This window comes from Streptomyces sp. NPDC096339 (assembly GCF_044762985.1).
In the GTDB taxonomy this organism is placed as follows: domain Bacteria; phylum Actinomycetota; class Actinomycetes; order Streptomycetales; family Streptomycetaceae; genus Streptomyces.
In genome coordinates this window covers 37886-59597 of record NZ_JBIWFI010000039.1, presented here as the reverse complement: position 1 = coordinate 59597, position 21712 = coordinate 37886, and the positions used below count along the sequence as shown (strand labels likewise).

Here is a 21712-nt window from a genome sequence, read left to right as displayed (position 1 = left end):
GAGTGGGCTGGCACAGGGCGGGGCAGTGCGACGCCCCGCCGGGAAGGGTTCTCCGGGCGGGGCGCGGGGCTGAGCTATGGGGTTGGGTGCCTGCGGTTTCTAGGCGTTCTTGCGGTACACGCCGTATGTGACGCGCTCGATCTCGCCGGTGTTGACCAGGGTGGTCAGGGCGTTGAAGACGGTTTCCTCGCTGAGGCCTGTGAGGACGCGGATCTCTTCCTCGCCGATCTCCATGCCCACCGGGTCATTGAGGCAGGCCAGCACGGCGACCTCCGGGGTGGGCTCCGGCGGCGCGGTGAACACCGGGGGAGGCGCGAGGGGCCGCCAGTAGTTCCTGACGGCGCCGAGCTTGAAGACCCACTCCTCGGTCTCCGGGTCCTGCCACTCGTGCTCGGGGAACACGTGGTAGCTGGCGCGGAGAACTCCGAGGGCTTCCAGGCAGGCCGAGCGAGGACCCGTCACCTCGATCTGGACCCGGGAGGTGTGGGCGCAGTTCGGGTTGCGCGGGTGGTCGCCGAGGGCGCCGCAGTTGCACGGTGCCGGGAAGTCGTCGGTCGAGTCCATGCCTCATGAAAGCGCAGTTGGGCCTCCTGAGCCCAGGGGTTGCCGGGCCCGACTTCAGTGTGCGGCGCGGAGCAGGAGGTCGAGGACCGGGCTGGCCCACGTCTGACGGTTGTTGAAGCGGGGGAGGTCGTGGGCGTCGAGGGTGCCCAGGGTGGTCATGAGCTGTGCCTCGGCGGCCCGCACCTCCCGCGCCCACACGGCCGGGTCGTAGGCGAGGGCTGCGGCCTGGACCGATCCGAGGAGACACAGGCCGCTCTGGTCGCAGAGGGTGCCGCGGGTCCAGCCGTAGCGGATGATCAGCTCCCGCGCGGTGCGCAGTGTGTGGCGGACGCTGGGCTCCGGGTGGCCGGACGGGCCACTGGCGTATGCCTCTTCGACCTGCATGATCAGGGCGTGTACGGCTCTCGGGTCCGGCCGGGCGCCCACACGTCGCGCGGGACGGACGAGGTTACCTATCATCTCTGCTGGCTCCTCCTTACGGATTCTTGCGGTAGACGCCGGACTTGACGCGTTCGATCTCGCCCTTCTTGACCAGGGCGGTCAGGACGTTGGACAGGGTTTTCTCGTTGATGCCGGTGAGGGTGCGGATGTCGTCCTTGGTGATCTCCAGGCCCGTGTCGTCGAAGCAGTCCAGGACGGCGGCGTCGGCACTGAGCTCCGCTGGCGCTTTGGTGAATCCGCCGTCGAGCGGAGGGGCGAATCCGCCACCGCCCCAGCCCGGTCCGTTGCTGGGGATGTAGCCGGCCTCCCCGATGACGGGCACTTCGGCGATGTCGTGCCGGTCGTCCCAGCCGGTCCAGTCCGCCGGCCAGATGATGGCGTCGTGGCGGATGTACGGGGCCGCGGACTCCAGGATCCAGCTGCGCATCATCTGGACCGGCTCGCCGGGCGATCCGACGTAGCCGAGACCGAACGTGCGGGCCGGGTCGTTGAGCGGGATGTCGTCGGACCACACGAGGGGTTCGTCCTCGGCGGACCAGGCGGCCGGGATGGCCCCGGGGTCGATGCCCTCGAAGCCATCCACCGTCACCAGGTTCGACTGGGCGGAGTCCGTTCGCAGCATGACGATCGCGCCGCCCTGGATGACGTTGGTGCGCAGCGCGGTGGACCCGCCGAGCTTGTCGGCGTTGACGGCCTGGTTGACGATCAGCAGCGTCATGCCGAGGTTCCGGCCGAGTGCCGCGAGCTTGTCCAGGATGAAGACCGCCTCCTTGCCCTCCTCGGTGGAGGAGTCGGTGATCATGTGGGTCTCGTCCACGATCACCATGACCCACGGGCAGTCCGCGGTGGCCTTGAAGTTCTTCCGGCCGAGCCGCGCCGATTCCGCGACCCGGTGCTGTAGCAGGGCGTAGGCCAGCCGCAGGGACTTGATCGCACCGGTGCCGGTCGCCGCGTACGCGGCCATCGTCTCGACGTCGGGGTTGGAGCTGCCCTTCGGGTCGGCGTAGATGATCGCCATACCCGCGAGGTGCGCGGCGAGCGCGACGATCTGGACGACGCCGCCCTTGCCGGATCCGGTAACCCCGGCGATGAACACGTGCTGCGCGCCCAGCACCGGGTCGAAGAGCTGGAGGCGGGCGACGCGTCCGCTCACCCCGCGCCCGATGGCGATGTATCCGCCCTTGGACGGCTCCAGCGCCTGCGGGCCCGGGAAGGGAACCCCGTCTTCGAGCGGGTTCTTGTCCATGAGCCGGATCTTGCCCCGGCGCGGGTCGGACGCGTGGGGCTGGTAGTCGACCAGCGTCATGGAGGAGCGCAGGGCGCCAACCAGCAGCTTGCGGTCGGGGACGGGAACGGCGGGGACGTCGTCGTCAGCGACGACCCACGCGACCCAGCCGCCGGTCGCGGGGTCGACCTGGGCGTCCTTGAGGTGGGTGCCCGGCATGACCTTCGGCCGGACCAGGCGGGCCCACATCCCCTCCATGGTGTTCGGGTCCAGCTCCGCCGGCGGGGTCCGGCGCACGGTCACGTACTGCTCGCCGGGGTGGTGGCCGGCGGCGAAGCTGACCCACTCGGCCGGGGTCCGGTAGGCGGAGCCGACCGCCTCGGCGGACACGTTCACCGACCTGCCTTGTGGGGCCTCGATGATGCCCGTCCACGCATCACCGGAGTCGGTCACACCGACGAGGTGCTGCCCGGGGTGAGCGCCGCCCTCGCCGGAGATGTGGTCGGCCCAGATCTTGTAGAGGCCGCCGGGGCCCGGGAGCCCGGGCGGGCCGGCGTCCGGGGTGGGGGCGGAGATACGGACTCTGCGGGCGGCCAGGGCCGGGCGGAGCTTGACGGTCAGGCCGGCCCACATCGACCACCAGGCGGCGGAGACGAGCCCGGACACACTGGCCGGGTCGAGGAACCCGGCCAGCAGACTGTCCGCGTACGCGGGGCCGAGGAACACCCCCGGGGCGACAGCCATGGAGGTGAGGAGGCTGGAGCCCAGCAGGGTGGAGCGCTGGGCGGTCAGCACGTCCCCGATGCCCGTGGCGTTCAGGACGCTTGTGGGGATCCGGCCCACGTAGTGGGTGGCGAACGCCGCGCTCCCGCACACCGTGGCGGCGGCGGTGAGGGCGGCGAGGCCCGGTTCGAGGAGCGGGGTAAGGGCTCCGAGGGCGGGCGGGGCGATCACCGAGACCAGCGCGGGGACCTGGTCGGCGAGGTGCGGGCGGCGGGTCACGGTGATCTCGGACATGCTCGGTTACTCCTGTGTGTAGAAGGCGGCTCGTGCCATGGGAACGCCCATGACGCCCACCTGCTCGTCGATGCCCTCGTGGGTCTTGCGGGCCTGGGCGTCGGCGGCTCGGGCGGCGCCAGCGACGTTGTCGGCGGCGGAAGCGGCGGCCATGGACGCCTGGGAGAGACCGCGCATGATCCGCGCCGTGTCCTTGGCTTCGCCGGTCGTGTGGGTGTCGACCTCGAGATTCGCGAGACTGTCGGCGACGCGGGCCACGGCCTGGGCGTTCTGATCGGCCCGCTGGCCGATCTGCCGGATCGTCTCGCCGTCTTTGGCAACCAGGCGGGCCAGGCTCTGCACCTCTGCGCGCAGTTTGCGGTAGGTGGTGTCTGCCATGCGGATCTCTCCTATCGGACGTAGAAGGGGCGTTCGGCGGGGCTGGTCTCGTCGGAGTCGGCCACGGCCTTGTAGACGCCGCCGTGCCGGGTCTCCGCGTTCTTGTTGAGGGTCCGCAGCGCCTCGATGCCGCGCACGGCGTTGCCGTGCATCTTCTCGGCCTCACTCGCCTGGGCCTCGGTCGCTTCGTGGAGCCGTTCCAGGGCGGCGATCAGGTTCTTGCCGCCCTTGATCTTCGGGTCCTTGCACTGGTCGATCAGGTCTTGGATCTCCTTGACGCGGTTCGCGGAGACCTCCTTGGCCTGCTTGCACTGGTCGGCGATCCGGTGGGTGTTCTGTTCTCGGCCGTCCAGGAACTGGGTGAGGCGGCGCAGGGTTCGGACCTCGCCGATGGTCAGCGTGTTGCCATTGGAGAGGTGAACAGCCGCGGCCCCACCGAACGTGGAGAACCGCGCCCCCAACGGCACCGCCCCCGTGGCCGGCGCGTGAGTGGGAGCGGGGTTGGGGGGCGCGGGCGGAGCCGACGGGGTAGTGGGCTGAGCGGGCACGGGCGGAACTCCTCGGGTGCGGTTTCGGGCGGCGTCCATCTGCGCCTTGTCGCTGGCGGCCTTGTCGCGGATGGCCTGCTGGCCATCCGCGTAGCCGTCCTCCCAGGCCGCTTTGTCCGCTTCGACGGCGGCCTGCTGCGCCCCGGCGTTGAAGCCGGCTTCGCGGGCGGGCTGCGCGGTGTACGGGCCCTTCCTCGGCTTGGCCTTGCCCTGCTTGCCCGTAGGGGCGGTGGGCTCGGCCGGGGCCGGGCCCACCGGCGCGGACGGGTCGGGCGCCGGCTGGGGTCCCGGCTGCGTGGCTGCCGGATCCGGATTGACCACCGTCGGCTTGTCTCCGGCTTTGGCTGGGGTGGGCGCCGTAGCCGATCCGGGGGCCGGGGGCTTCGGTGGTGTGTTCGCGGCGGCGGGCTTGCTTTCGGGCGGCTGCCGCCCGCTGGTGTCGGTCGTGCGGCTTGTCTTGTCGTCGCGGGCCGTACGGTCCTGCGTGTCGGACGACGTCTTGCCCGCCTGCTGGCGGGTGTTGTGGTCCTTGCGGTCCGAGGACGTCTTCGCGTCGCGGTTGTTCTTGTCCGCCGAGCTGCGGGTGTCCGCTGTTTTCGCGTCCCGGCTGGTCTTGTCTGCCGAGCTCCGGGTGTTCGCCGTCTTGGCATCTCGGGTGTTGCTGTTCTTGTCGGTCGCGTTGCGGGTGTCCGCGGTCTTCGCGTCGCGGCTGTTCTTGTCGGCCTTGGTGCTGGCGGCCGAGGTCTTGGCGTCGCGGGTGTTGTGGTCCTTGGCGGACTTGTCGCTCTTGCTGGCGTGGGCGGTGGTCGCCGAGCGGGTCGACTTGGTGTCTGAGGTGGCGCCGCGCTTCTCCGCGACCTGGTGGTTGATCTTGCGGTCGGTGGACGATCCGCGGATCTCGCTGATCGTGTGCTGGACCTTGATCTGCTGCTGGGGCCGGTTCGCGATGTAGGCGGCGATCCCCTTCCACATACCGGGGCTCGCGGTGTTCCTCGCGCCCTTGCCGGACTTGCCGTCCGTGCCGTCGTTGTCCTCCTGGGAGGCGTAGGCGGCGGACCCGCCGGAGGCGTCTCGGGTGGGCCGCGCGAGCGTAACCGGAGTGAGTACCCCACCCCCGGCCTGGGATGCCGGCGCGGGGTTGGAGGGCGGTGCGGGGGCCTGGGACTGCGGGGTTGGCGGGGCCCCGACCGTGGGCGGCTGAGAGGGCATCGGGGGCGGGGCGGGCGGTGTCGTCACTGCGAAATCCTCACTTTCTGTGACTTCCTTCCTTCCTTCCCTTCCGGCCGAAAGGCCCGTTGACAGCCTCAGGAGGCGGGAACGGGCCCTTCTGCGCGGGAGGGAAGGAAGGAAGGAAACTACGCGGCGTTACCACCCTTGTTGGCCTTGCGGACCATGTATCCGACCCCGCCGATCGCGACCAGGGCTACGACGAGACCGCCGCTGACGCCGATCCCGCCGCCCTGGTCGGTGTCGGAAGCGGAGGAGACGTTGGCCGCGCCCCTGGAGCTGCCGAGGTTCGTGCCGCCGGGTGCCGGGAACGCCTGCGCGCAGACGTCCTTGTTCATGCCGGCCTTCTCGATGCACGCCTGGAATCCGGCGATGCGCCGCTCTTCCGCTTTCGCGTCCGGGGCGTTCACCTTGGCCCGCTCCACCTCGAGCTGCTGGGCCTGGAGGGCGAGCTCCTGGGCTCGCACCTCGGCCTGCCCGGAGGAGGCGCTGTACGCAGAGACGCCTACCGCACTGGCGCCGACGATGACAAGTCCGGCCATGGCGATGAGGGCCTTGGCCTGCCCGCTCATCGGGGCCTTGACGGGCGGTCCGTAGGGGGTGGGCGCGGGCTGCTCCCACCCCGCGCCCGAGGTCAGGTTGGCGAACCGCTGGTCGATGTATTCGCGCTCACGGTCGTGAGTCACTCGGGGTTCCTCCTTGGACGGCCAGGCTGTGCTCTTGCAGCCGGGGACGGGGAAAAGGCCCAGTTCGCAGACGGGGCATGTACGGGGAGAAGGTCTGGTGTACTGGGTGGGCTGTGGCTGCTTCCGGCAGTCGCGGCGAAGGCCAGCCCAGGTCGAATGGGCTGGCCTTCACCGTTGGTGTCGGACGCTGCCAGGGCGGCGGGTCACTGCTCCGGGCGGTAGCCCTCGCGGAGCAGGTCGACCGCCTCCTGGCGGTACTTCGAGGCGGTGTCCGTGGAGGACACCGCCAGCTCGCGCTGGATGTCAGCGAGCGTCGGCCGGCTGGTGTCGTCGCCAGCAGCGAGGATCATCCGGGCGACCTTGCGGACCGCCCTCTCGCGCGGGCTGAGCTTCGCGCCGTCCTCGATTTCGACCGCGCGCCGCTCGATTTCGGCGGCGGCGAGCCGCGCTTCGGCAGCAGCGACCTCGGTTTCGGCCTCGCGCTTCCGGGCCGCCTGGACGTTGGCGTCGGCGAGCGCCTTGCGCTCGTTCTCCTCCGCCGTGAGCCGGTCGGCTTCGGCGGCGCGTCGGCGGGTTTCGGCAGCGGCCTTCTCCGTTTCGGTAGCGACCCGATCGGCTTCGGCAGCACGCTGCCGGGCCTCCGCGATCTCCGCCGTCTCGATCGCCTGCGCCTCCGCCGCGGCGACCCGGTCGGCCTCCGCCGCGAGCTTCCGCTTCTCCGCCGCCTGGCGCTCCAGCTCCGCCGCAAGGAGGTCCGCGGCGGCCTTGGCCTCGCGCTCCTGGGCCTCCTTGCGGTCCGCCTCAGCCTCGCGGGCGCGGGCCTCAGCGATGACGGCCGCCTCCAGCGCCGCCTCCTCCAGCTCAGCGGCCCGCTCTGCGGCGCTGACCTGGGCTCGGGCGTGCGCGCGGGCCTGACCGGTCTCGCCCTCCACGCGGGCGCGGACGGCTTCGAGTTTGCCCTCCGCCTCCAGCCGGTCGGCTTCGGCCTGCTTCCGCGCGAGCTCCTGGCGCGTCTCCGCGTCCAGGCGCCGGCGCTCGGCTTCCTCCGCTCGGGCCTCAGCCTCACGTTCCTGCCGCTCAGGCATCGCGAGGGCCTCGGCGACCGTGTAGCCGTGGGCGGCCATCTTCATGGGCAGCAGCTCGTCCTCGGTCGCCTTGCTCAGGTCGCCGTCGTGCTTGCGCTTGAGCCACTGCTCGTAGCCGATGAGGTCTTGCTGGCGGCGGATCATCTCCGGGTACGAGGTGATCCCGTGCAGCCGCATCCGGCGGTAGAACTTCGGCGTCGCGAACGGCGAGAGGATCCAGCGGTGCATCGGGATGCGGTCGGTGACCGTTCCCGCCTCCAGCCTGGCCTTTTGAATGATCAGGCGGCGGGCGGCCTCCACGCCGATCACGAACAGGATCGGCATGACGCCGTGGGAGGCGGCCTTGACCGGGTCGGCGCTGATCTGGCCCTGCGAGCTGGCGTTGAACCAGATCGTCGCGCCGGTCATGGCGTGAGCGGCCATCCGCAGCAGCGGCCACGGGGTGTTCTTACGGATCAGGTACAGGTCCAGGGCGAGGAACGCGATGATGCTCGCGTCCACGCCGACCGGAAACCAGGGGGCCAGTTCCTTGCTGAATCCCCAGCTCAGAGCGACCTTTGCCAAGGTGCTGTAGGACATCGCGAAGCCGATGACGCCGACCAGCGTCCCGCCGACGGCGGCAGCGAGCGACAAGGCGGTCATCAGCCGGTCGCGCGTGGGCTTGATCGCCTTCCGCTTATCCGTCTGTGAATCGCCCCCGGCCGCGCCCGAAAGCCTCTCGGGCGTGTCCGAAACGGCGATCGGCGGCCGCGAAATCGTGGTGTCGGGCGCCGCGCTCTGCGGTACCTCGGTGATCGTCATGGGGGCCTCCGAGAGGGTGGTTCAGGGGCGGGGTCGAAACGGCGGCCGGTGCTCCCGAAACGCAGTGGGCGCGTTCTCGAAACAGAGGCCGGTGCGGGCGTTTGATTGCGAAGCAACACCGGCTCTACCCGCTCCGGGCACACGAAAAGGCCGGCGGGCGGGATGCCGGTCTGCAGGAGTGCTGCAGGGCGGGCTCGAAACCGTGGACGGGTCCCGCCAGGCGGGCTCGAAAGGAGCTCCGACCTGTCCGGCTCCCCTTCACCGCCCGAGCAGGCCGCTGGAGTTCGGCGGCCGGTGCGGGCGGATCAGGCAGTCGTCAGGCCGTGACCGCGAGGGAGCGGTGCGGGGCGATGATCTGGCCGTCGGGCAGGAGTTCACCGGTGTCCTCGAACACCAGGACGGAGTTGCAGAGGAGGGACCAGCCCTGTTCGGGGTGGGAGGCGATGGTGTGCGCGGCCTCGCGGTCGGGGCTGTCCGCGGTCGGGCACGTCGGGCGGTGCGTGCACAGGGACTCCGGCATTCGCCGGGCCGTGCCAGTGGTGGGCGCGGTGTCGAGCTGGGTGCTGTGCTGCATGAGCTCTCCTGGCAGGGGGCGGGCCCGAGACTCTCCCGGACCGAAGGCGTGTAAAAGGGCGGCATCCCTGGGGGCAGGCGGCCGGTACGCGGCGGGCCAGGGCTGCGGGGCGAGGAACTGCCTTCCGGACCCGCCAGGCGGGATACCGGGGAATCAGCTCTTGCCGCGCCTGGTGAGCGGCGGGTGGATGTCGGTAACGCGGTGGCCGGCCTCCCAGGCGGCCGCCGCGGTGAGGACGGCGGCCGCCAGAAGCGCCTGGGTGAGGGGGTGGTTCAGGCCGCGCGCGGCGATGGCCCGTACCGCGCGGTGCTGGGCGGTACGGGCGGCCGGTATGTGCAAGCGGTCCTACTCCTTGTCGGGCTGCGGCTGCGTCTGCGCTCCGCAGGTGCAGGGCTCGTGCCGGATCGACTGGTACGGCTTGCCATCCGCGCCGACTGAGTTCACGGTGACCAGGGTCGGCGGGTGGCCGCAGCCACTCACCGGACCGTTCCGGTCGCGCTCGGCGGCAGGGCCGGGAGGGCTGCGATCTGGCCGCAGCGGCAGGTCCAGAAGCCGCACAGGACACAGGCGTCGTCCGCCGCGCGGGGCGGCAGGTTGAAGGTAAGCAGTGCGGGCCGGACGTAGCCGGGGGCCATCTCGGCAAGGGTGCGGCGGGCCCGGCGCCCGACGGGGATCCGGGCGTCGTCCCGCTCGGCCATCGTGAGCAGCAGCGTGCCGAGTTGGTGGAAGGAATCGGTCTCGTCCCGCTCGTAGCCGCGCTCGTCATCCTTGCGCTCGATGTCGTCGATCTTTCCGGCGCGAGGAGTAAAGGTGGTGGTCACGCCGCGACCTCCCAGCCAGTGCTGGCGCGGCGGGCGGTACGGATCGCGTTGATCTGGGCGACGAGCTTGCGGATCCGCTGGTTTTGCCGTTCCTGCGACTCGGCCTGGCGCGGCACGCCGGAGCCCTTGGCCGGCGTCTTTCCGGCCTCCATCTTCAGCTCCACGACAAGGCCGGTCAGCTTGTTCCACTGCATGTCGCTGGCCTCGTCGGCGGTGATCGCGGCGGCAAGGCGCTGGGCCTGGAGCTTGCGGAGGGCGACCAGCTCGTAGCCGGACTTCCCACCACGCACGAGGTCGTCAACGCGCGGGTTGCCGTCGCCGTCGCGCAGGGCCAGCTCTTCGCAGGCTGCTCGTACGGGGCACCCGTGGCAGAAGCGGATCGCCTCGGCGCGCTGCGCCTGCCAGGTGGCCGGCGGCTCGCCGTCGGCCCGGAAGAAGAGGTCGGGGTCGGCCTGTACGCACTTGGCGCTGACCTCGATCGCGGCCTGGAGTACCGGGCGCCGCATCCGGCGGGCCTGAGTGGATGTCATCCTGTGCATGTACGTCGTCCCTTTCGTGGAGGGTGACTGCAAGACGACCCCCGGGATGCCCCCCAGGGGTCGTCGTCGTTGGGCTGTTCGAACGAGCAGCCATGACCGTCGTCACCCCGGCTGCGGGGTGACGGCGACCATGGCCGACCGTGTGGGTCAGCGCCGCTCGATCTCTGCCTGCACCTGCCGGGCCTCGGCTGTCGGCCATGAGCGGATCAGCCGGTCCAATCCGGCCTTGTCGCCACGGGCGGCCAGGGCCATCACCTGATCCGCCCGCTGCTGCACGAGCGACTTGGCCTGCCCGCCGATCTGCTTGCCCACGTACGCGACCGCCTGGCGCACGAGACCGTTGAAGACCTTCTCGACTTGCTTGTCCCACGCGTTCATCTCGACTCCTTGATCCAGTTCGAGCTGTTCGTACGAGCAGCCACGGCCCCGGCCGCCTCCGAGTGCGGGGCGGCCGGGGCCGTGGTCGATCGTCGCGATGCGCGGGTCAGGCGGCCGACGTCACTGAAGCCTTCCGCCCGTACTGCTTGCCCAGTTCGGCCTGGCGCCGGTCGTGCGCCGCGACGTCGTGCGGTGCCAGCGGGAGCTGGGGGCCGCGGAACTCGGAGACCGAATCCGCGATGTGTTCCGCGCAGCGGTTGTTCGCCGTCTCGACCGCCGTGCCGCCGTGCTTGGCCCATTGCGCCTTGCGGACGGCCGGCGCCGTCTGCTTCCGCACGGTGCGGCGTTCCCGGCGCTCCTGCTCCTCGCTGGCCTCGCGGCGGGCGGGCTCCTGGTTGAGCGCGAGGACGTAGCGGCGGCCGAGGATGCCGCCGTCCGTGCAGTGCTGGCCCTTGAAGCACACCGTGCAGCCCTTGCGGTGGGCCAGGTAGGACTGACGGGCCGTCTCCAGCGTATTCTCCGCGTTGATCCGGGAGACCGGAGCAGCCGGGGCCGGGAGCGGCTTGTAGAACTGCTGGGCGGCGCGCCGGTTTTCCTGCGGCATCGCGTCGCGCAGCAGACGGTTCTGCCGGGCCTGCCAGCGCTGCACGTCGATGTCGATGACCAGGACCTGGTCGGTGCCGGGGCAGAGGGTGTGCTTCTCGCCCTCGGCGAGCTTGTCAGAGATGCAGTGCTCGCGGATCTTGAGGACGGTGTCGCCCATGATTCGGCGCCAGGTGTGGCAGTCGGGGCAGGCGATTGACTTCGTCTCGCCGGGGCGGACGTTGAAGTCCTCGGGGGCCATAGTGCTGAGCAGCAGTGGCGCACGGCGGTTGGTGTGCTTGGTCCGGACGCGGCCGGGACGCTTGCGGGGCATCGAGTCCTCCTGATGTGGGATCGGGTGCGGGTGCTGCCTTCTCTGCCGCGCCAGGCCGGCCTTTCGGCGGGTTGGTCCTGGCGGACAGACAGCGCAGCAGCGCCGTTCGAGGTGGATCAGGTGGAGCTATTCGGTACAGGCGTCTCGGCCGGGGGAGCTCGGCTCACCCCACTGCCTCCCGCCCCGGAGGGCAGAGACTCCCGCTGTTTTGCGGTGGTGCGGTCCTACGTCTTCGCGGTCGGCGCCTAACCGGCCACCAATCGTGTCGACGTGGATAACCTAACCAGTACACTAGCTACCGTGTCAACCAGGTTGGGCAGGCTATCTATTCGAGCGAGGTGGCTCTAGGATGTGGCTCATGACGGACGAGGCCATGCAACCCTTCGAGCGCATCGCGCAGGATGTACGCGATCAGATTCGGCTTGGGCAACTCAAGCCCAGCGACAAGCTGCCGAGCACAAGGGAGCTGGCGAGCAAGTACGCCGTCGCGCCCGGAACGGTGCAGCGCGCCTTCGCCGAACTTCGACGGGACGGAGTCATCTACTCCCACACGGGACGCGGGAGCTTTATTCGCGAGAACGCCCTCGATGCGCTTGCTGACCCGACTGCGCAGGCCATCAGGCGTCTCGAAGAGCAGGTCGCCGATCTGAGTGCACGACTCGAACGTGTCGAGCAGAACCAGAGCAGCGGGTCGGCCCAGCCCTGAGCCCGACCATGACGCTGTACCGCCTCGTTCTCCTGTCGTGGCAAGCACGGCGCCCCCGTTCGTCATCGGCATCACTTCGACGGTGATCAGCTTCGGGGTCGCGGGCATCTCGGGGGGATGTCCCGGCGTAGAAGGGGTGTCGCAATAGCGTCGCAGCAGGGCTCTTCCTGCCTGGCAACAGGCCGTCATGGGGGTGTGTAGTGATCGCAGTTGAGCAGTGGACAGGCGAGGAGGCACTGCTGTTGCGATCGGTAATGCGCGCGTCGGTGCGGGGGTTCGCCGCTCATCTCGGGATCAGCCCGCGGACGGTTTCGCACTGGCAGCAGAACAGGACCGGTGTGTGTCGTCCGCAGATGGCGCAGATCCTCGATACGGCGCTCAACCAGTGCACCCCCGAGGAGCAGGAGGCGTTCCGCCTGCGCCTGGCAGCGCTCCACGGCCCCGCCGTCGCAGCCGCGGGCGCCGATAGTCCGCAGCCGACGCCTTGCACCGTCGTCTCCCACAAGTTCCTGCCGTCCTACGTAGGCGAGCGGATCGCCCCCCTGTACGCCGTTGGCGCGCCCGCGCCTTCTGGCCCGGCAGGCTTAGAGCGACGGACGCTTCCGGCCGGACACCGCTTAGCCCAGTCGTCGGCGGTCCACGCCTACGGGTGCGGCGTCGCCGTAGTGCACCTGGAAGAGCATCACCGTGTCGAATCGCTGACCGATTTGGCGGTGTGGCGATACCGCACGTATCTGCAGGAACGCGCCTGGGCAGGCAAGCAGATCACGCAGCTCATGAAGCTCCATGCGGCAGGAGCGCCCACTTACGAGGTGCCCGCGCCGCAGTACGTTCTGTCGGTCTACGAACTCCGCGAGAACTCCTGGACGGGCGCGGGTCTGGACACCGCGCTGCAGCTCCTGGCCACACCCTCCGTGCTGGTCAACCGCCAGGACCCCGAGAACGTCGTCTCTCTGGGGCCGGACGTCGAAGCTGCCAAGTTCCGCGAAGGCTGGTCGCACGCCGAGGCTGTCCCCTTCGGCGGCGGCGTCTCGCCGGGTGTCGCCGGATGGTCCGGAGTCTCTTACCACCCGCAGCCGGATGAGCGCGCCCTCACGACAAGTCAGATCGTCGCTCTAGAGCTGGATGTCCAGGCATTGTGGGCTCTGTCCTCCCACATCCTGCACACCGTCGAGGACGGCCACGACCCGGTGATGCCTCCCGAGTACGGCTGGCGATTTCTGCGGAGTGCGTACTACCGGCTCACAACTGCGCGTCCCACCGAGACGGCTCAGCACCGCGTGATGCGCGAAGCAATCTTGACCACAAGCGAACTCCCCGATCGGCTTCGCGCCGCTCAGGACGCCCTCCGAGACAGCAACCCTTGATGGCCATGGGAAAGGTGGACGGGTTGGACCCGCGAACGACAGCGCTGCTGGTTATCGACGTACAGCAGGGCTTCGTCAACCAGCACAGCCGCCATGTTGTCCCGACGGTCGTACGGCTGGTGGACGGCTGGCGAGCAGCCGGCGCTCCGGTGGCCTTCACCCGGTTTCACAACGCGCCAGGCTCGCCCTACGAAACGATTTCCGGTTGGAAGCGGCTCCGCACCGCCGAGGAGCAGGCGTTCGTGGAGAACCTGGCTCCCTTCATCGACGACTCGGCCCTGGTCATCGACAAAGCTCAGGCGTCAGTCTTCACGCTCGAAGGATCGCAGCTCATCCGAGACTCCGGCTGGAGTGACCTGGTGCTGTGCGGCATCGACACCGACGCATGTGTGTACGACTCCGCCACAGCTGCCTACCAGCGGGGCTACCGGCCGTGGATCGTCACCGACGGGTGCGCCTCCAGCGGCGGCTCCCAGTACCACGAGGCCGCTCTGCTACTCGCGGCCCGGAACCTGGGCGCCGGTCAGCTCGTCACCAGCGACATCGCTCTGTCTCGAATCAGCGGAACTGCGGGGATCCAGTGAGTACACCTTCGCTCGACGCCGACGTCCTGGTCGTCGGGGCCGGCCCCGCTGGCATGGCGGCCGCACTGATGGCCACCAGCCTCAACATGAAGGTGCTCGTCGTGGAGGCCGACAGCGTCGGCGGCAAGCTCCAAACTATCGGTGCGCTGGAGAACGTCTCCGGCAACTGGACAACCGGCCCCCAGTTGGCCGAGGCGCTGGCCGCAGACCTCGCCCGGCTTCAACAGGCGGGTCGATGCAGAATGATCCGCTCCCGAGCTGTGGGAGTGCGGGGCTATTTCGACCGCGCAGAGCTGCTTCTTGCGGATGATCGAGTGCTCACCGCAAGAGCGATCGTGGTTAGTACGGGCGTTGCCACGATGGCTCCCTCCGATACCGACTGGGTCAGGATCGCGCCCTCGCTGCCCACACCTCCGATCTGGCGTGCAACGCCGGAACAGATCGGGCAGCGGACGTACGTCCTTGGGGGCGACCGACCGCTCGGCACCTGGCTGCGGGCCCATCCCGAGTCCTCCGTCACCCTTCACGTCCTCGCCCCACCGACGGACGACTACAAGCTGGTCGAGGTATCAGGAGACGACAGGGTCCGGGTCGTTCCGGTCTCCAGCGTCGCCATTTCACGACCGGAGTACGGCGACGGTTTCGTCGTGGAGGTGGAGGGCCGTCAGGGGGAGCACAAGGTCTACGTAGCAACAGCCGTGCTGAGCAACCTCGGCAACAGGCCGGCGGCTCTCGAGGGCCTCTCGCTGGACGAGACCGGATACTGCCCCCCGGACATGCAGCACCCTCGGATCTTCATCGCTGGTGACCTGCGATCGGGTCGGTACCAGCGCATCACCACTGCGCAGGGCTCAGGGGCCGAAGCAGCGCTCGCGTACTACTACTCCACCGCGATGCAGCACGTCTGACGGAGGAGTTGACGTGACGGAGCAGAAGGCGAGCTTCCAGGCAGGCGGCCTCAGAATCCCTGGCACCTCGGGCTCTACCTGAGCCTTCTTACGTCAAGAGCGGAAAGGTTGCCGGGGAAGGACGGGAAGCCGGGTGCGGTTGGTCAGTGTCTCGCACGGCAACACGCTTGCTCTCGGTACCGAAGATCGTCGAGGGTGTGTATCTTTTCGGGAAACGATTTCTAGGGTGGGGGTTGTGATGTCGAATCAGAGGCGACTTGGTGCCCTGGTGGATGTGGATGCTGACACCCTCCCCACGCCTCGCGTTCGGCAGCAGCTACGCGTCGCTGCGGGTCTCACCCAGGCCGAGGTCGCCGACGCCATCGGCGTTCAGCGCCTCGCCGTCGCACGGTGGGAGGCAGGACAGACCCAGCCTCACCGTGGCAATCGCCTGAAGTACGCCGACTTTCTCCGCCAGCTCGCGTCGAAGCACCCGGATGCTGCCATCGAGAGGGTGCCTAATGAGCAGTGACCTCATGGTCCGGGCCGTTTCGGGGTCGCCGACGCCACCTTCGGTAACGAGGGGGTCGGGATGACCTAACGGCCATCGGCCGCGCGCGCCGAGAGCGGATTAACCACCCGCTGGCCTCGCGCGGCCCGTCTCGCTCAGGTCCCAGTTTGCGCTGGTCCTGAGCTGCGGCTCACCGAGCCGCTCGTTTTCCTCTGGCCCCTAACCAGGGCCACCGCACCACCGGCCACTAACCACGGCCACCACAGCCACCACAGCCACAGCAGCAGAACCAGTCGCGTCACCACAGGCCCCCACCACGGGGGCTTCGCGGTTCAGCAAAACCAGGAGAGAGGAGAAATCTCCCCCGCCCGATCGGTGCCTGCCCCGCTTCTCACGAAGGGGGGCTCACCCATCACATCCGCACATCTGGCCGTCCAGCCCCGAGGGGCGCGGTCGTCCAGCTATATGGAGAGCAGGTCGTTTCTCATAGTGCACGACGTGGTGTCCCCTTGTCAGCTTGACCTTGTCCGTTTTCCACCGGTTCAGGCTCGACACGCGTCCCGTGTCACGGGATCGCCGTCCGGTTCATGCGCTTTTAAGCGGTTCATGCCGGAAGAGGGATTTCCGGTAGGAAGCTACAAGAGCAGTGGTTTCGGGGCGGGGTCGCTGCGCGGGGTCGCGGTGTCGGCCACCTCGCTCATGCACCCGCTCACGGAGGTCCTCAACAACTCCGTCGACGGTGTTCTCAGGGGCCGCGTCCCGTGTGACGGGACGGTGTCCGAAGTTTCTGCCCGCCGGGCGGGAGGAACCGGGGGTCTCGCTACTTCGCGGGCTCTGTCCACAGGCTGCCTGCGCAAGGCTGCCGAGATGATCTCCATCTCGTATCTTCAGGCGGGCCGGTGAGCGCCGTGGCGGCGCCGGCCGCCGTGATGCTGCCCGCTCCGCGCCGTGCCGTCGACGACACCGACGCGGTCGCCGTGATGCCCGAGCTGTTCGTGGCCGAGGCGTCGCAATGGCTGTCGACCTCGTCCGGCCGGATCGCGGGCGAGGGCTACAGCTGGATGCAGGCGGTCCACTGGGTGGCCGGGTCCGGGCTGTATCAGCCGCGGCGCCACCGGTCCCATGGCCCGCGTTCCTTCGGTCCGACGACCGTGCGGGTCGCCCAGGAGCTCGCGGCCCTGTCGCCGTGCCGTCCGGGCATCAAGTACCTGATGCGCCGCGTCGGCCTGTCGGAGCGGGCGGTGCAGGACCACCTGCGCATCCTGCGGGAGACCGGCCTGCTCGCGTGGATCGTCAAGGGCACCCGGGTAGCCGGCGACGGCGGCCAGGCATCGGAGTTCGCGCGAATGATCCCGGTGGAGTTCGACGTCGCGCTGGGCATCCGGACGGTGCAGCGGGACGAGAGCGCTCCGGCGTACACGCGGGCGGTGTCCGGGATCGCGGAGTGCGGCCGGGAGCTGATGGCGAAGCTGGCGAAGAAGGCGTCCCGGAAGGTGCGCAAGCCGCAGGCGAAGAGGCCATCGAAGGCCCCGGGGAGGGGCGCCCGTGAGGGTGCTGATCAGGGGGTTGTGGCGGCTGTTTCCGGTGAGGCCCGTTGCACCCCAATGCAGGTGGGTACCTCTAGCTCTTCTTCTGCCGGTACTACTTCGCCTCCCCCTGAGAGCAAGCTCGCCAGCGGGCAGAGCGATTCCTCCACCCCGAAGAAGGGCAAGCGCGGCCGCAGAAACGTCAAGGGCGTCGGCCGCCGTTTCCAACTGGCCGCCGAACTGATCCGGGAAATCCCCTGGCTTGGCCGAGCGTCAACGCCTCGGATCGCCTGGGTGATCCGGCACGTCGCTGATGCGGGCTGGAGCACGTCCGAGGTTCAGGCGTGGCTGCACGTCCGGGGCGAGGCCGACACCGTCCACCGGGCCTCGGGGCTCCTGGCGACCTTGCTGCACGGCGCCGAGCAGGTCGTCCGGACACCGGAAGCGCGAGCCGCGATGGTTTCGGACTGGCGCGACTCCCGGATCGCGGCTGCCCGACGCCATCAGGAGCTCGAAGCCATCCCCCAAGGCCCCCGCAGCCAGGCTGCGCAGGATGAATGGCTGCCCTACCTCACCGCCCGCCAGGCCCTGGCCGCTGACTACGACAAGACCGCGGGCACGGTGGTCGACCAGCACGTCGACCTGGGGCTGAGCGCCCAGGAGGTTGCGGACATGCGCGACCTGGGCTGGACCGAGTACCGGCACGGCCAGAACAGCCTGGTCAGCTCGATCGTCACTAGCTCCGGCCGGCCCGCCGCCGAGCTGATCTTCGGCACCGAGCTCGTGCACCGGGCCCTCAACATCCCCCGCCCGACCCGTCCGACGACCATCGCGCACCGATAGTAGGGAGCCTCTTGTGATCAACGACTCGGTCAGCGTCCCGCAAGCCCCGGAATCCGGTGTCGACCTCGCCCGCCAAGCCCTGGCCGCGGCCCGCGCCGCAGCCCGGCAGCAGGGCGAGCGTCCCAGCGGATCCCGCAAGGCCCACCGCACCCGCGCCTCGAGGCAGCCAGACTGCCGCGAGCCCATCGGCTTCCAGCAACTCCTGGCCAACCTCATCACCGACCGCGCCTGGGAACTCCCGGCAGCCGGCGGCTCCCTGGTGGACGAGTGGCCCGCGATCGCCACTGACCTCGCCGGACACGTCGCCGTCGCCGGATACGACCCGGCAACCGGCGAACTCGCGGTACGCCCCGTCTCCGCCCCGTACGCGACCGCCGTCCGACTGCGCACCCGCCAGCTCATCGACGCCGCCAACCGAGTCACGGGATCCGCCACAGCCATTCGCACCATCAGGATCCTCCCGCACAGAGCCACCCCCGCCATCTCGCCTTCGGCCGTCGAAGCCGCCAAGACCCCGCCCAAGCCCGAGACCGCACCAGACCAGCTCTATCGGACGCCCGCGGGCTACCAGGAGGCCATTGCGGCGCACCGCCAGGCCAGGATGACCAGGACGACGAACCCGGCGATTCAGACCGCCGTCGAGAGGCAGAACCGGGAAGCCGTACGTGAGCCCGAGACCCTCTTCGCGGACGGGCAGGCCGAGATGACCCGCCTGCGGGAGCAGGCAGACCGTGAGCGCACGCGCAGCTCGTCCCACGCTCTCGCCGTGGCCCGGGCCCGCGCTGAGAAAGCCGGACTCACCCCGCTGCCGATGCCGTCAGGGCCTCAACGGCTGAACCTCACGGCGTGACTGCGCACCGATGCCGGCCGCCCGGTTGGGAATCTTCAGCCGGGCGGCTGCTGTGCAACGGCCCGGACGCCAGACTTGCAGCGGGGTATCCAGCGGAGGAGGGACCGTGGTTGAGCACGCGGGGCACGGAGTCGGGCGGGGCGAGGACGATATGGCGAGGATCGCTCTGCGCGAGGCGATTCGCGCCGCCCGGCGTAAGCCGGCCGAAGCGGCCGTCCGTCGGCGAAGGCCGCGGCGCGCGCCGGAAGGTTCGCGTCCTGTGTCGTTGGCGGTAGCACTGTTGGAGACAGCCGAGCGCTACGGGTGGCCCGCGAATAAGGAGGCGAACCTCCTCAGGCAGTGGCCTGCGCTCGTTGGTGAAGTCTCCGCCAACCTGATCGCGGTCAGCTTCGATCCGGCCTCAAGCACCCTGCACCTGCGCGCGACCTCTCGGGCTTGGACGACCCAGGGCCGCCTCTTGGCCTCCGGGCTCGCCGAGAGGGTCAACGAAGCCCTCGGCGGCCAGACCGTACGAGCGATCGCAATCTTGCCGCCCGGCCCCGCGCCCCTATCAGGGGCAGCGCCCCCGCTTTCCCTGACTCCCGTACCCCCAGCGTTTGCGGCACAAGCTCAGCCTCAGCGAGACCGGCAACTTTTCGCCGCTGCCCAGCGCCAGACAGCACAGGCACCCCGTGGCACTGACCCACTCGGCGCCGAGAACAAGGACCAACAAGCCGCCCACCAACAGAGCGCCGAGGCAGTACGGACCCGCGCCATCGCCCGGGCTCATGCCGAATGAGGGCACCTGTCCTGAACCCTCCGGCCGCCGGTCCACCGCTCGCTACGCTGAGCCCGCCGTTCACGGGCCCGACACCGGCCCGTGCCGATGTGAAGGAGACAGGTGGCCGAGGACGACGCCCAGGCGGCGCAGCCCCCGCATGATCTTGTTGCGGAGCAGACGGTGCTGCGCGCAATGCTGCGCTCCACCGAAGCGGTCGCCGACATCGTGGAGATGCTCCAAGGGGAGGACTTCTTCCGCCCCGCGCACGAGACCATCTACACGGCCATTCTCGCCGTCTACGCCCGCGACGAGACCCCCAACCCGCTCACCGTCGGCGCCGAGCTCGCCAAGAACGACCAACTGGCCAAGGCACGAGGTCACCTCTACCTCCACACCCTCGCCGAGACAGCCACCGGCCGGCAGTCCTGGACCAGGGCCGCCGACACCGTCCAGGCCATGGCCGTCCTGCGCCGCCTCCAATCAGCCACCACCCACATCGACAACCTCGCTGCCGACGGCACCGCGGAGACCGTCGAGCGAATCATCGACACCGCCCAGGCCGAGATCCTCGCCGCCACCACACGCAACCGATCCTGGTTCCCATCCGCCCACCCCCTGGCAGACGTCATGGAAGGCGCCCTCGACGAGATCGAAGCCATCGGCAGCAGCCCCGGCATCGCCGGCATCTCCACCGGCTTCCACGACCTCGACATCCTCACCGGCGGCCTCCACCCCGGCCAGCTCATCGTCATCGCCAGCCGTCCCTCCATGGGCACCTCCACCCTCACCTTGGACCTCCTGCGCGCAGCAAGCATCCAGCAGAACCTGCCCACCGCCCTCTTCGCGCTCGAGTCCCGCCGCACCGACGTCACCCTTCGCCTCCTGGCCGCCGAGGCCCGCGTCGCCCTGACCCACATGCGCTCCGGCAGCATGACCGACGACGACTGGACCCGCCTGTCCAAGCGGATGCCCGACGTCTCCCAGGCACCGCTCTTCCTCCAGGACGACCCCTACGCCAACTTCACCGAGCTGCGCGCCCATTGCCGGCGCCTGCACCACCAGCACGGCCTCAAGCTCATCGCCGTGGATGACATACAGCTGCTCAACTACGGCACCAGGCCCCTGGCCTCCCGCTACGAAGAGGTCTCCGAGATCGCCCGCGCCCTCAAGCACCTGGCCAAGGAACTCCAGATCCCCGTCATCGCCGTCTCCACCCTCAACCGCAGCCCCGAACAGCGCACCGACAAGAAGCCTTACCTGAGCGACCTGCGGGACTCCGGCGCCCTCGAGGACAACGCCGACCTCGTCATCCTCATTCACCGCGAGGACGCCTACGAGAAGGACTCTCCCCGCGCCGGAGAAGCCGACCTCATCGTCGCCAAACACCGCTACGGACCCACAGCCACCCTCACCGTCGCCCACCAGGGCCACTACGGGCGCTTCGTCGGGTTCGCCAAGGCGTAGCCGGAGCGACCGGCAGCAAGGCGCATCCCCGGCACCCGCCGACGCTGATCCGGGCCACGCTCGACAAGACCTCCCGACCACGAAGGCAAAGACTGTGCAGACGAGGCACGCAGCCCTCACCATCGGCGATGAGCCGATCAAAGACATCCGCTTCACCTGGGGCGGCGACTACCCCAAGGAGCGGCGTCACCTCGAAGGCTGGGGTACCGCTGTAGAGGTACCCGCGGTCCTTGCCCTCCTGGACAAGGTCATCGCCGGCGAGCTCACCGTGGAAAAGGCCCGTGCCCTCCTCGGTGGACTGGCCGAGAAAGTCGTCCTCGCATGCGACCCGGAGGAAGCCGACCCCGTCAAGCGCGCGGCCGCCCGCTGCTACGGGGACTGCGACGAGTGCGCCGCCCGGAAACCAGAGTTCGACCGCCGCCTCCACCAAGTGCTCGTACAGCGCGAGCGGTACCGCGACCCCAAAGCCCACCCCTGGGCTGCCACCCGGTCCGCTCTCCATCGGATCGACTGCCGGGAAATGGAAGCCCTGAGCAACTCCTGCGGCTTCCTGTTCACGGAGTCGGGCGAGATCAACCCCGACGAGTACGACCAGCATCTCCACTGGTTCACACACGACGAGTTCGAGAGCATCCCCGGCGAGGGACGCACGGTGCTCGCCCGGCACGAGGCCGCCTCCTGGATCGCGGAACGCACCGGCCCCAAGGGCGGCGAGCGCTTCAAGCTCTGCGGGAACTGCCAACCGGAACGGCCCGACCGCGCCTGACCCAGAACGGGTCGGTGGCGCTGTCCAGCTGCGGTGGCAGGGCCCTACCCGATTAAGCCGACGCGATGCGGGCGGAGAGCCCCGGCCACACCGATGAGCAGCACCGGCAGAAGGCCACCTTCGAGCGGCGGCTGCGCCAGCTGACTTCCGTGGTGGGCGATCACCCGTTCTGGTCGACGGTCGAGCGCGGCGACGTCGTGGCGGCGCGGATGGCCCTCAAGCGGGTCCCGGCGAACGGGGAGGCGTAG

General features: G+C 69.6%; 24 protein-coding genes. 11 read left to right on the top strand and 13 right to left on the bottom strand.

Annotation, left to right across the window (positions count from 1 at the left end; all coding sequences use genetic code 11):
* Window positions 1-99: 99 nt before the first annotated feature.
* The 13 genes from ACIQ5Y_RS33595 to ACIQ5Y_RS33535 all read right to left on the bottom strand — a co-directional run bounded on the left by ACIQ5Y_RS33595 (window position 100) and on the right by ACIQ5Y_RS33535 (window position 11200).
* Window positions 100-564, bottom strand: coding sequence for a hypothetical protein (locus ACIQ5Y_RS33595; protein WP_403889236.1), 465 nt, complete (start codon window positions 562-564; stop codon window positions 100-102).
* Between the two features lie 54 nt (window positions 565-618).
* Window positions 619-948: a hypothetical protein gene (locus ACIQ5Y_RS33590; RefSeq protein WP_403889234.1), complete on the bottom strand. Its 330-nt coding sequence runs from the start codon at window positions 946-948 to the stop codon at window positions 619-621.
* Window positions 949-1039: 91 nt separating this feature from the next.
* Complete coding sequence (locus tag ACIQ5Y_RS33585; RefSeq protein WP_403889231.1) at window positions 1040-3247, bottom strand: hypothetical protein; 2208 nt, start codon at window positions 3245-3247, stop codon at window positions 1040-1042.
* A 6-nt stretch (window positions 3248-3253) separates the two neighbouring features.
* The gene (locus tag ACIQ5Y_RS33580) at window positions 3254-3625 is read right to left on the bottom strand and encodes a hypothetical protein (RefSeq protein ID WP_403889229.1); all 372 of its coding nucleotides are present in this window, start codon (window positions 3623-3625) and stop codon (window positions 3254-3256) included.
* A gap of 11 nt (window positions 3626-3636) precedes the next feature.
* Window positions 3637-5145, bottom strand: coding sequence for a hypothetical protein (locus tag ACIQ5Y_RS33575; protein ID WP_403889226.1), 1509 nt, complete (start codon window positions 5143-5145; stop codon window positions 3637-3639).
* A 383-nt stretch (window positions 5146-5528) separates the two neighbouring features.
* A complete protein-coding gene (locus tag ACIQ5Y_RS33570; protein ID WP_403889223.1) occupies window positions 5529-6086 on the bottom strand; it encodes a hypothetical protein in 558 nt (185 codons plus the stop codon).
* Window positions 6087-6289: 203 nt separating this feature from the next.
* Window positions 6290-7972 (bottom strand): DUF2637 domain-containing protein, encoded by a 1683-nt coding sequence (locus ACIQ5Y_RS33565; protein WP_403889220.1) that lies wholly within the window; start codon window positions 7970-7972, stop codon window positions 6290-6292.
* Window positions 7973-8288: 316 nt separating this feature from the next.
* Complete coding sequence (locus ACIQ5Y_RS33560) at window positions 8289-8480, bottom strand: DUF5999 family protein (RefSeq protein WP_403889303.1); 192 nt, start codon at window positions 8478-8480, stop codon at window positions 8289-8291.
* Window positions 8481-8699: 219 nt separating this feature from the next.
* A complete protein-coding gene (locus tag ACIQ5Y_RS33555; RefSeq protein ID WP_403889217.1) occupies window positions 8700-8885 on the bottom strand; it encodes a hypothetical protein in 186 nt (61 codons plus the stop codon).
* 137 nt (window positions 8886-9022) lie between these two features.
* Window positions 9023-9367 (bottom strand): hypothetical protein, encoded by a 345-nt coding sequence (locus tag ACIQ5Y_RS33550; protein ID WP_403889214.1) that lies wholly within the window; start codon window positions 9365-9367, stop codon window positions 9023-9025.
* Window positions 9364-9897, bottom strand: a complete 534-nt coding sequence (locus tag ACIQ5Y_RS33545) for a WhiB family transcriptional regulator (RefSeq protein WP_403889211.1) — start codon at window positions 9895-9897, stop codon at window positions 9364-9366. The genes ACIQ5Y_RS33550 and ACIQ5Y_RS33545 overlap by 4 nt, the downstream gene beginning before the upstream one ends.
* 156 nt (window positions 9898-10053) lie before the next feature.
* The gene (locus ACIQ5Y_RS33540; RefSeq protein ID WP_403889208.1) at window positions 10054-10284 is read right to left on the bottom strand and encodes a hypothetical protein; all 231 of its coding nucleotides are present in this window, start codon (window positions 10282-10284) and stop codon (window positions 10054-10056) included.
* Window positions 10285-10390: 106 nt separating this feature from the next.
* On the bottom strand, window positions 10391-11200 hold the full coding sequence (locus tag ACIQ5Y_RS33535; RefSeq protein WP_403889205.1) for a hypothetical protein: 810 nt from the start codon (window positions 11198-11200) through the stop codon (window positions 10391-10393).
* Between the two features lie 358 nt (window positions 11201-11558).
* Between ACIQ5Y_RS33535 and ACIQ5Y_RS33530 the strand changes: the two genes are divergently transcribed.
* The 11 genes from ACIQ5Y_RS33530 to ACIQ5Y_RS33480 all read left to right on the top strand — a co-directional run bounded on the left by ACIQ5Y_RS33530 (window position 11559) and on the right by ACIQ5Y_RS33480 (window position 21712).
* The gene (locus tag ACIQ5Y_RS33530) at window positions 11559-11906 is read left to right on the top strand and encodes a GntR family transcriptional regulator (protein WP_403889202.1); all 348 of its coding nucleotides are present in this window, start codon (window positions 11559-11561) and stop codon (window positions 11904-11906) included.
* A 200-nt stretch (window positions 11907-12106) separates the two neighbouring features.
* The gene (locus ACIQ5Y_RS33525; RefSeq protein WP_403889200.1) at window positions 12107-13273 is read left to right on the top strand and encodes an XRE family transcriptional regulator; all 1167 of its coding nucleotides are present in this window, start codon (window positions 12107-12109) and stop codon (window positions 13271-13273) included.
* Entirely contained in the window at window positions 13273-13857 is a 585-nt protein-coding gene (locus ACIQ5Y_RS33520) for an isochorismatase family cysteine hydrolase (protein WP_403889197.1), read from the top strand. Before ACIQ5Y_RS33525 ends, ACIQ5Y_RS33520 begins: the two co-directional genes overlap by 1 nt.
* Window positions 13854-14765 (top strand): FAD-dependent oxidoreductase, encoded by a 912-nt coding sequence (locus tag ACIQ5Y_RS33515; RefSeq protein WP_403889194.1) that lies wholly within the window; start codon window positions 13854-13856, stop codon window positions 14763-14765. Before ACIQ5Y_RS33520 ends, ACIQ5Y_RS33515 begins: the two co-directional genes overlap by 4 nt.
* 238 nt (window positions 14766-15003) lie before the next feature.
* A complete protein-coding gene (locus ACIQ5Y_RS33510) occupies window positions 15004-15276 on the top strand; it encodes a helix-turn-helix transcriptional regulator (RefSeq protein WP_403889300.1) in 273 nt (90 codons plus the stop codon).
* Window positions 15277-16154: 878 nt separating this feature from the next.
* Complete coding sequence (locus ACIQ5Y_RS33505; protein ID WP_403889192.1) at window positions 16155-17624, top strand: transcriptional regulator; 1470 nt, start codon at window positions 16155-16157, stop codon at window positions 17622-17624.
* A gap of 13 nt (window positions 17625-17637) precedes the next feature.
* Window positions 17638-18474: a DUF721 domain-containing protein gene (locus ACIQ5Y_RS33500; protein ID WP_403889189.1), complete on the top strand. Its 837-nt coding sequence runs from the start codon at window positions 17638-17640 to the stop codon at window positions 18472-18474.
* 10 nt (window positions 18475-18484) lie between these two features.
* On the top strand, window positions 18485-19252 hold the full coding sequence (locus ACIQ5Y_RS33495) for a DciA family protein (protein WP_403889186.1): 768 nt from the start codon (window positions 18485-18487) through the stop codon (window positions 19250-19252).
* Between the two features lie 102 nt (window positions 19253-19354).
* Entirely contained in the window at window positions 19355-20698 is a 1344-nt protein-coding gene (gene dnaB, locus ACIQ5Y_RS33490) for a replicative DNA helicase (protein WP_403889183.1), read from the top strand.
* A 94-nt stretch (window positions 20699-20792) separates the two neighbouring features.
* Window positions 20793-21464 carry a hypothetical protein gene (locus ACIQ5Y_RS33485; protein ID WP_403889180.1) on the top strand — a complete coding sequence of 224 codons (672 nt, stop codon included), beginning with the start codon at window positions 20793-20795 and terminating at the stop codon, window positions 21462-21464.
* 65 nt (window positions 21465-21529) lie between these two features.
* Entirely contained in the window at window positions 21530-21712 is a 183-nt protein-coding gene (locus tag ACIQ5Y_RS33480; protein WP_403889177.1) for a hypothetical protein, read from the top strand.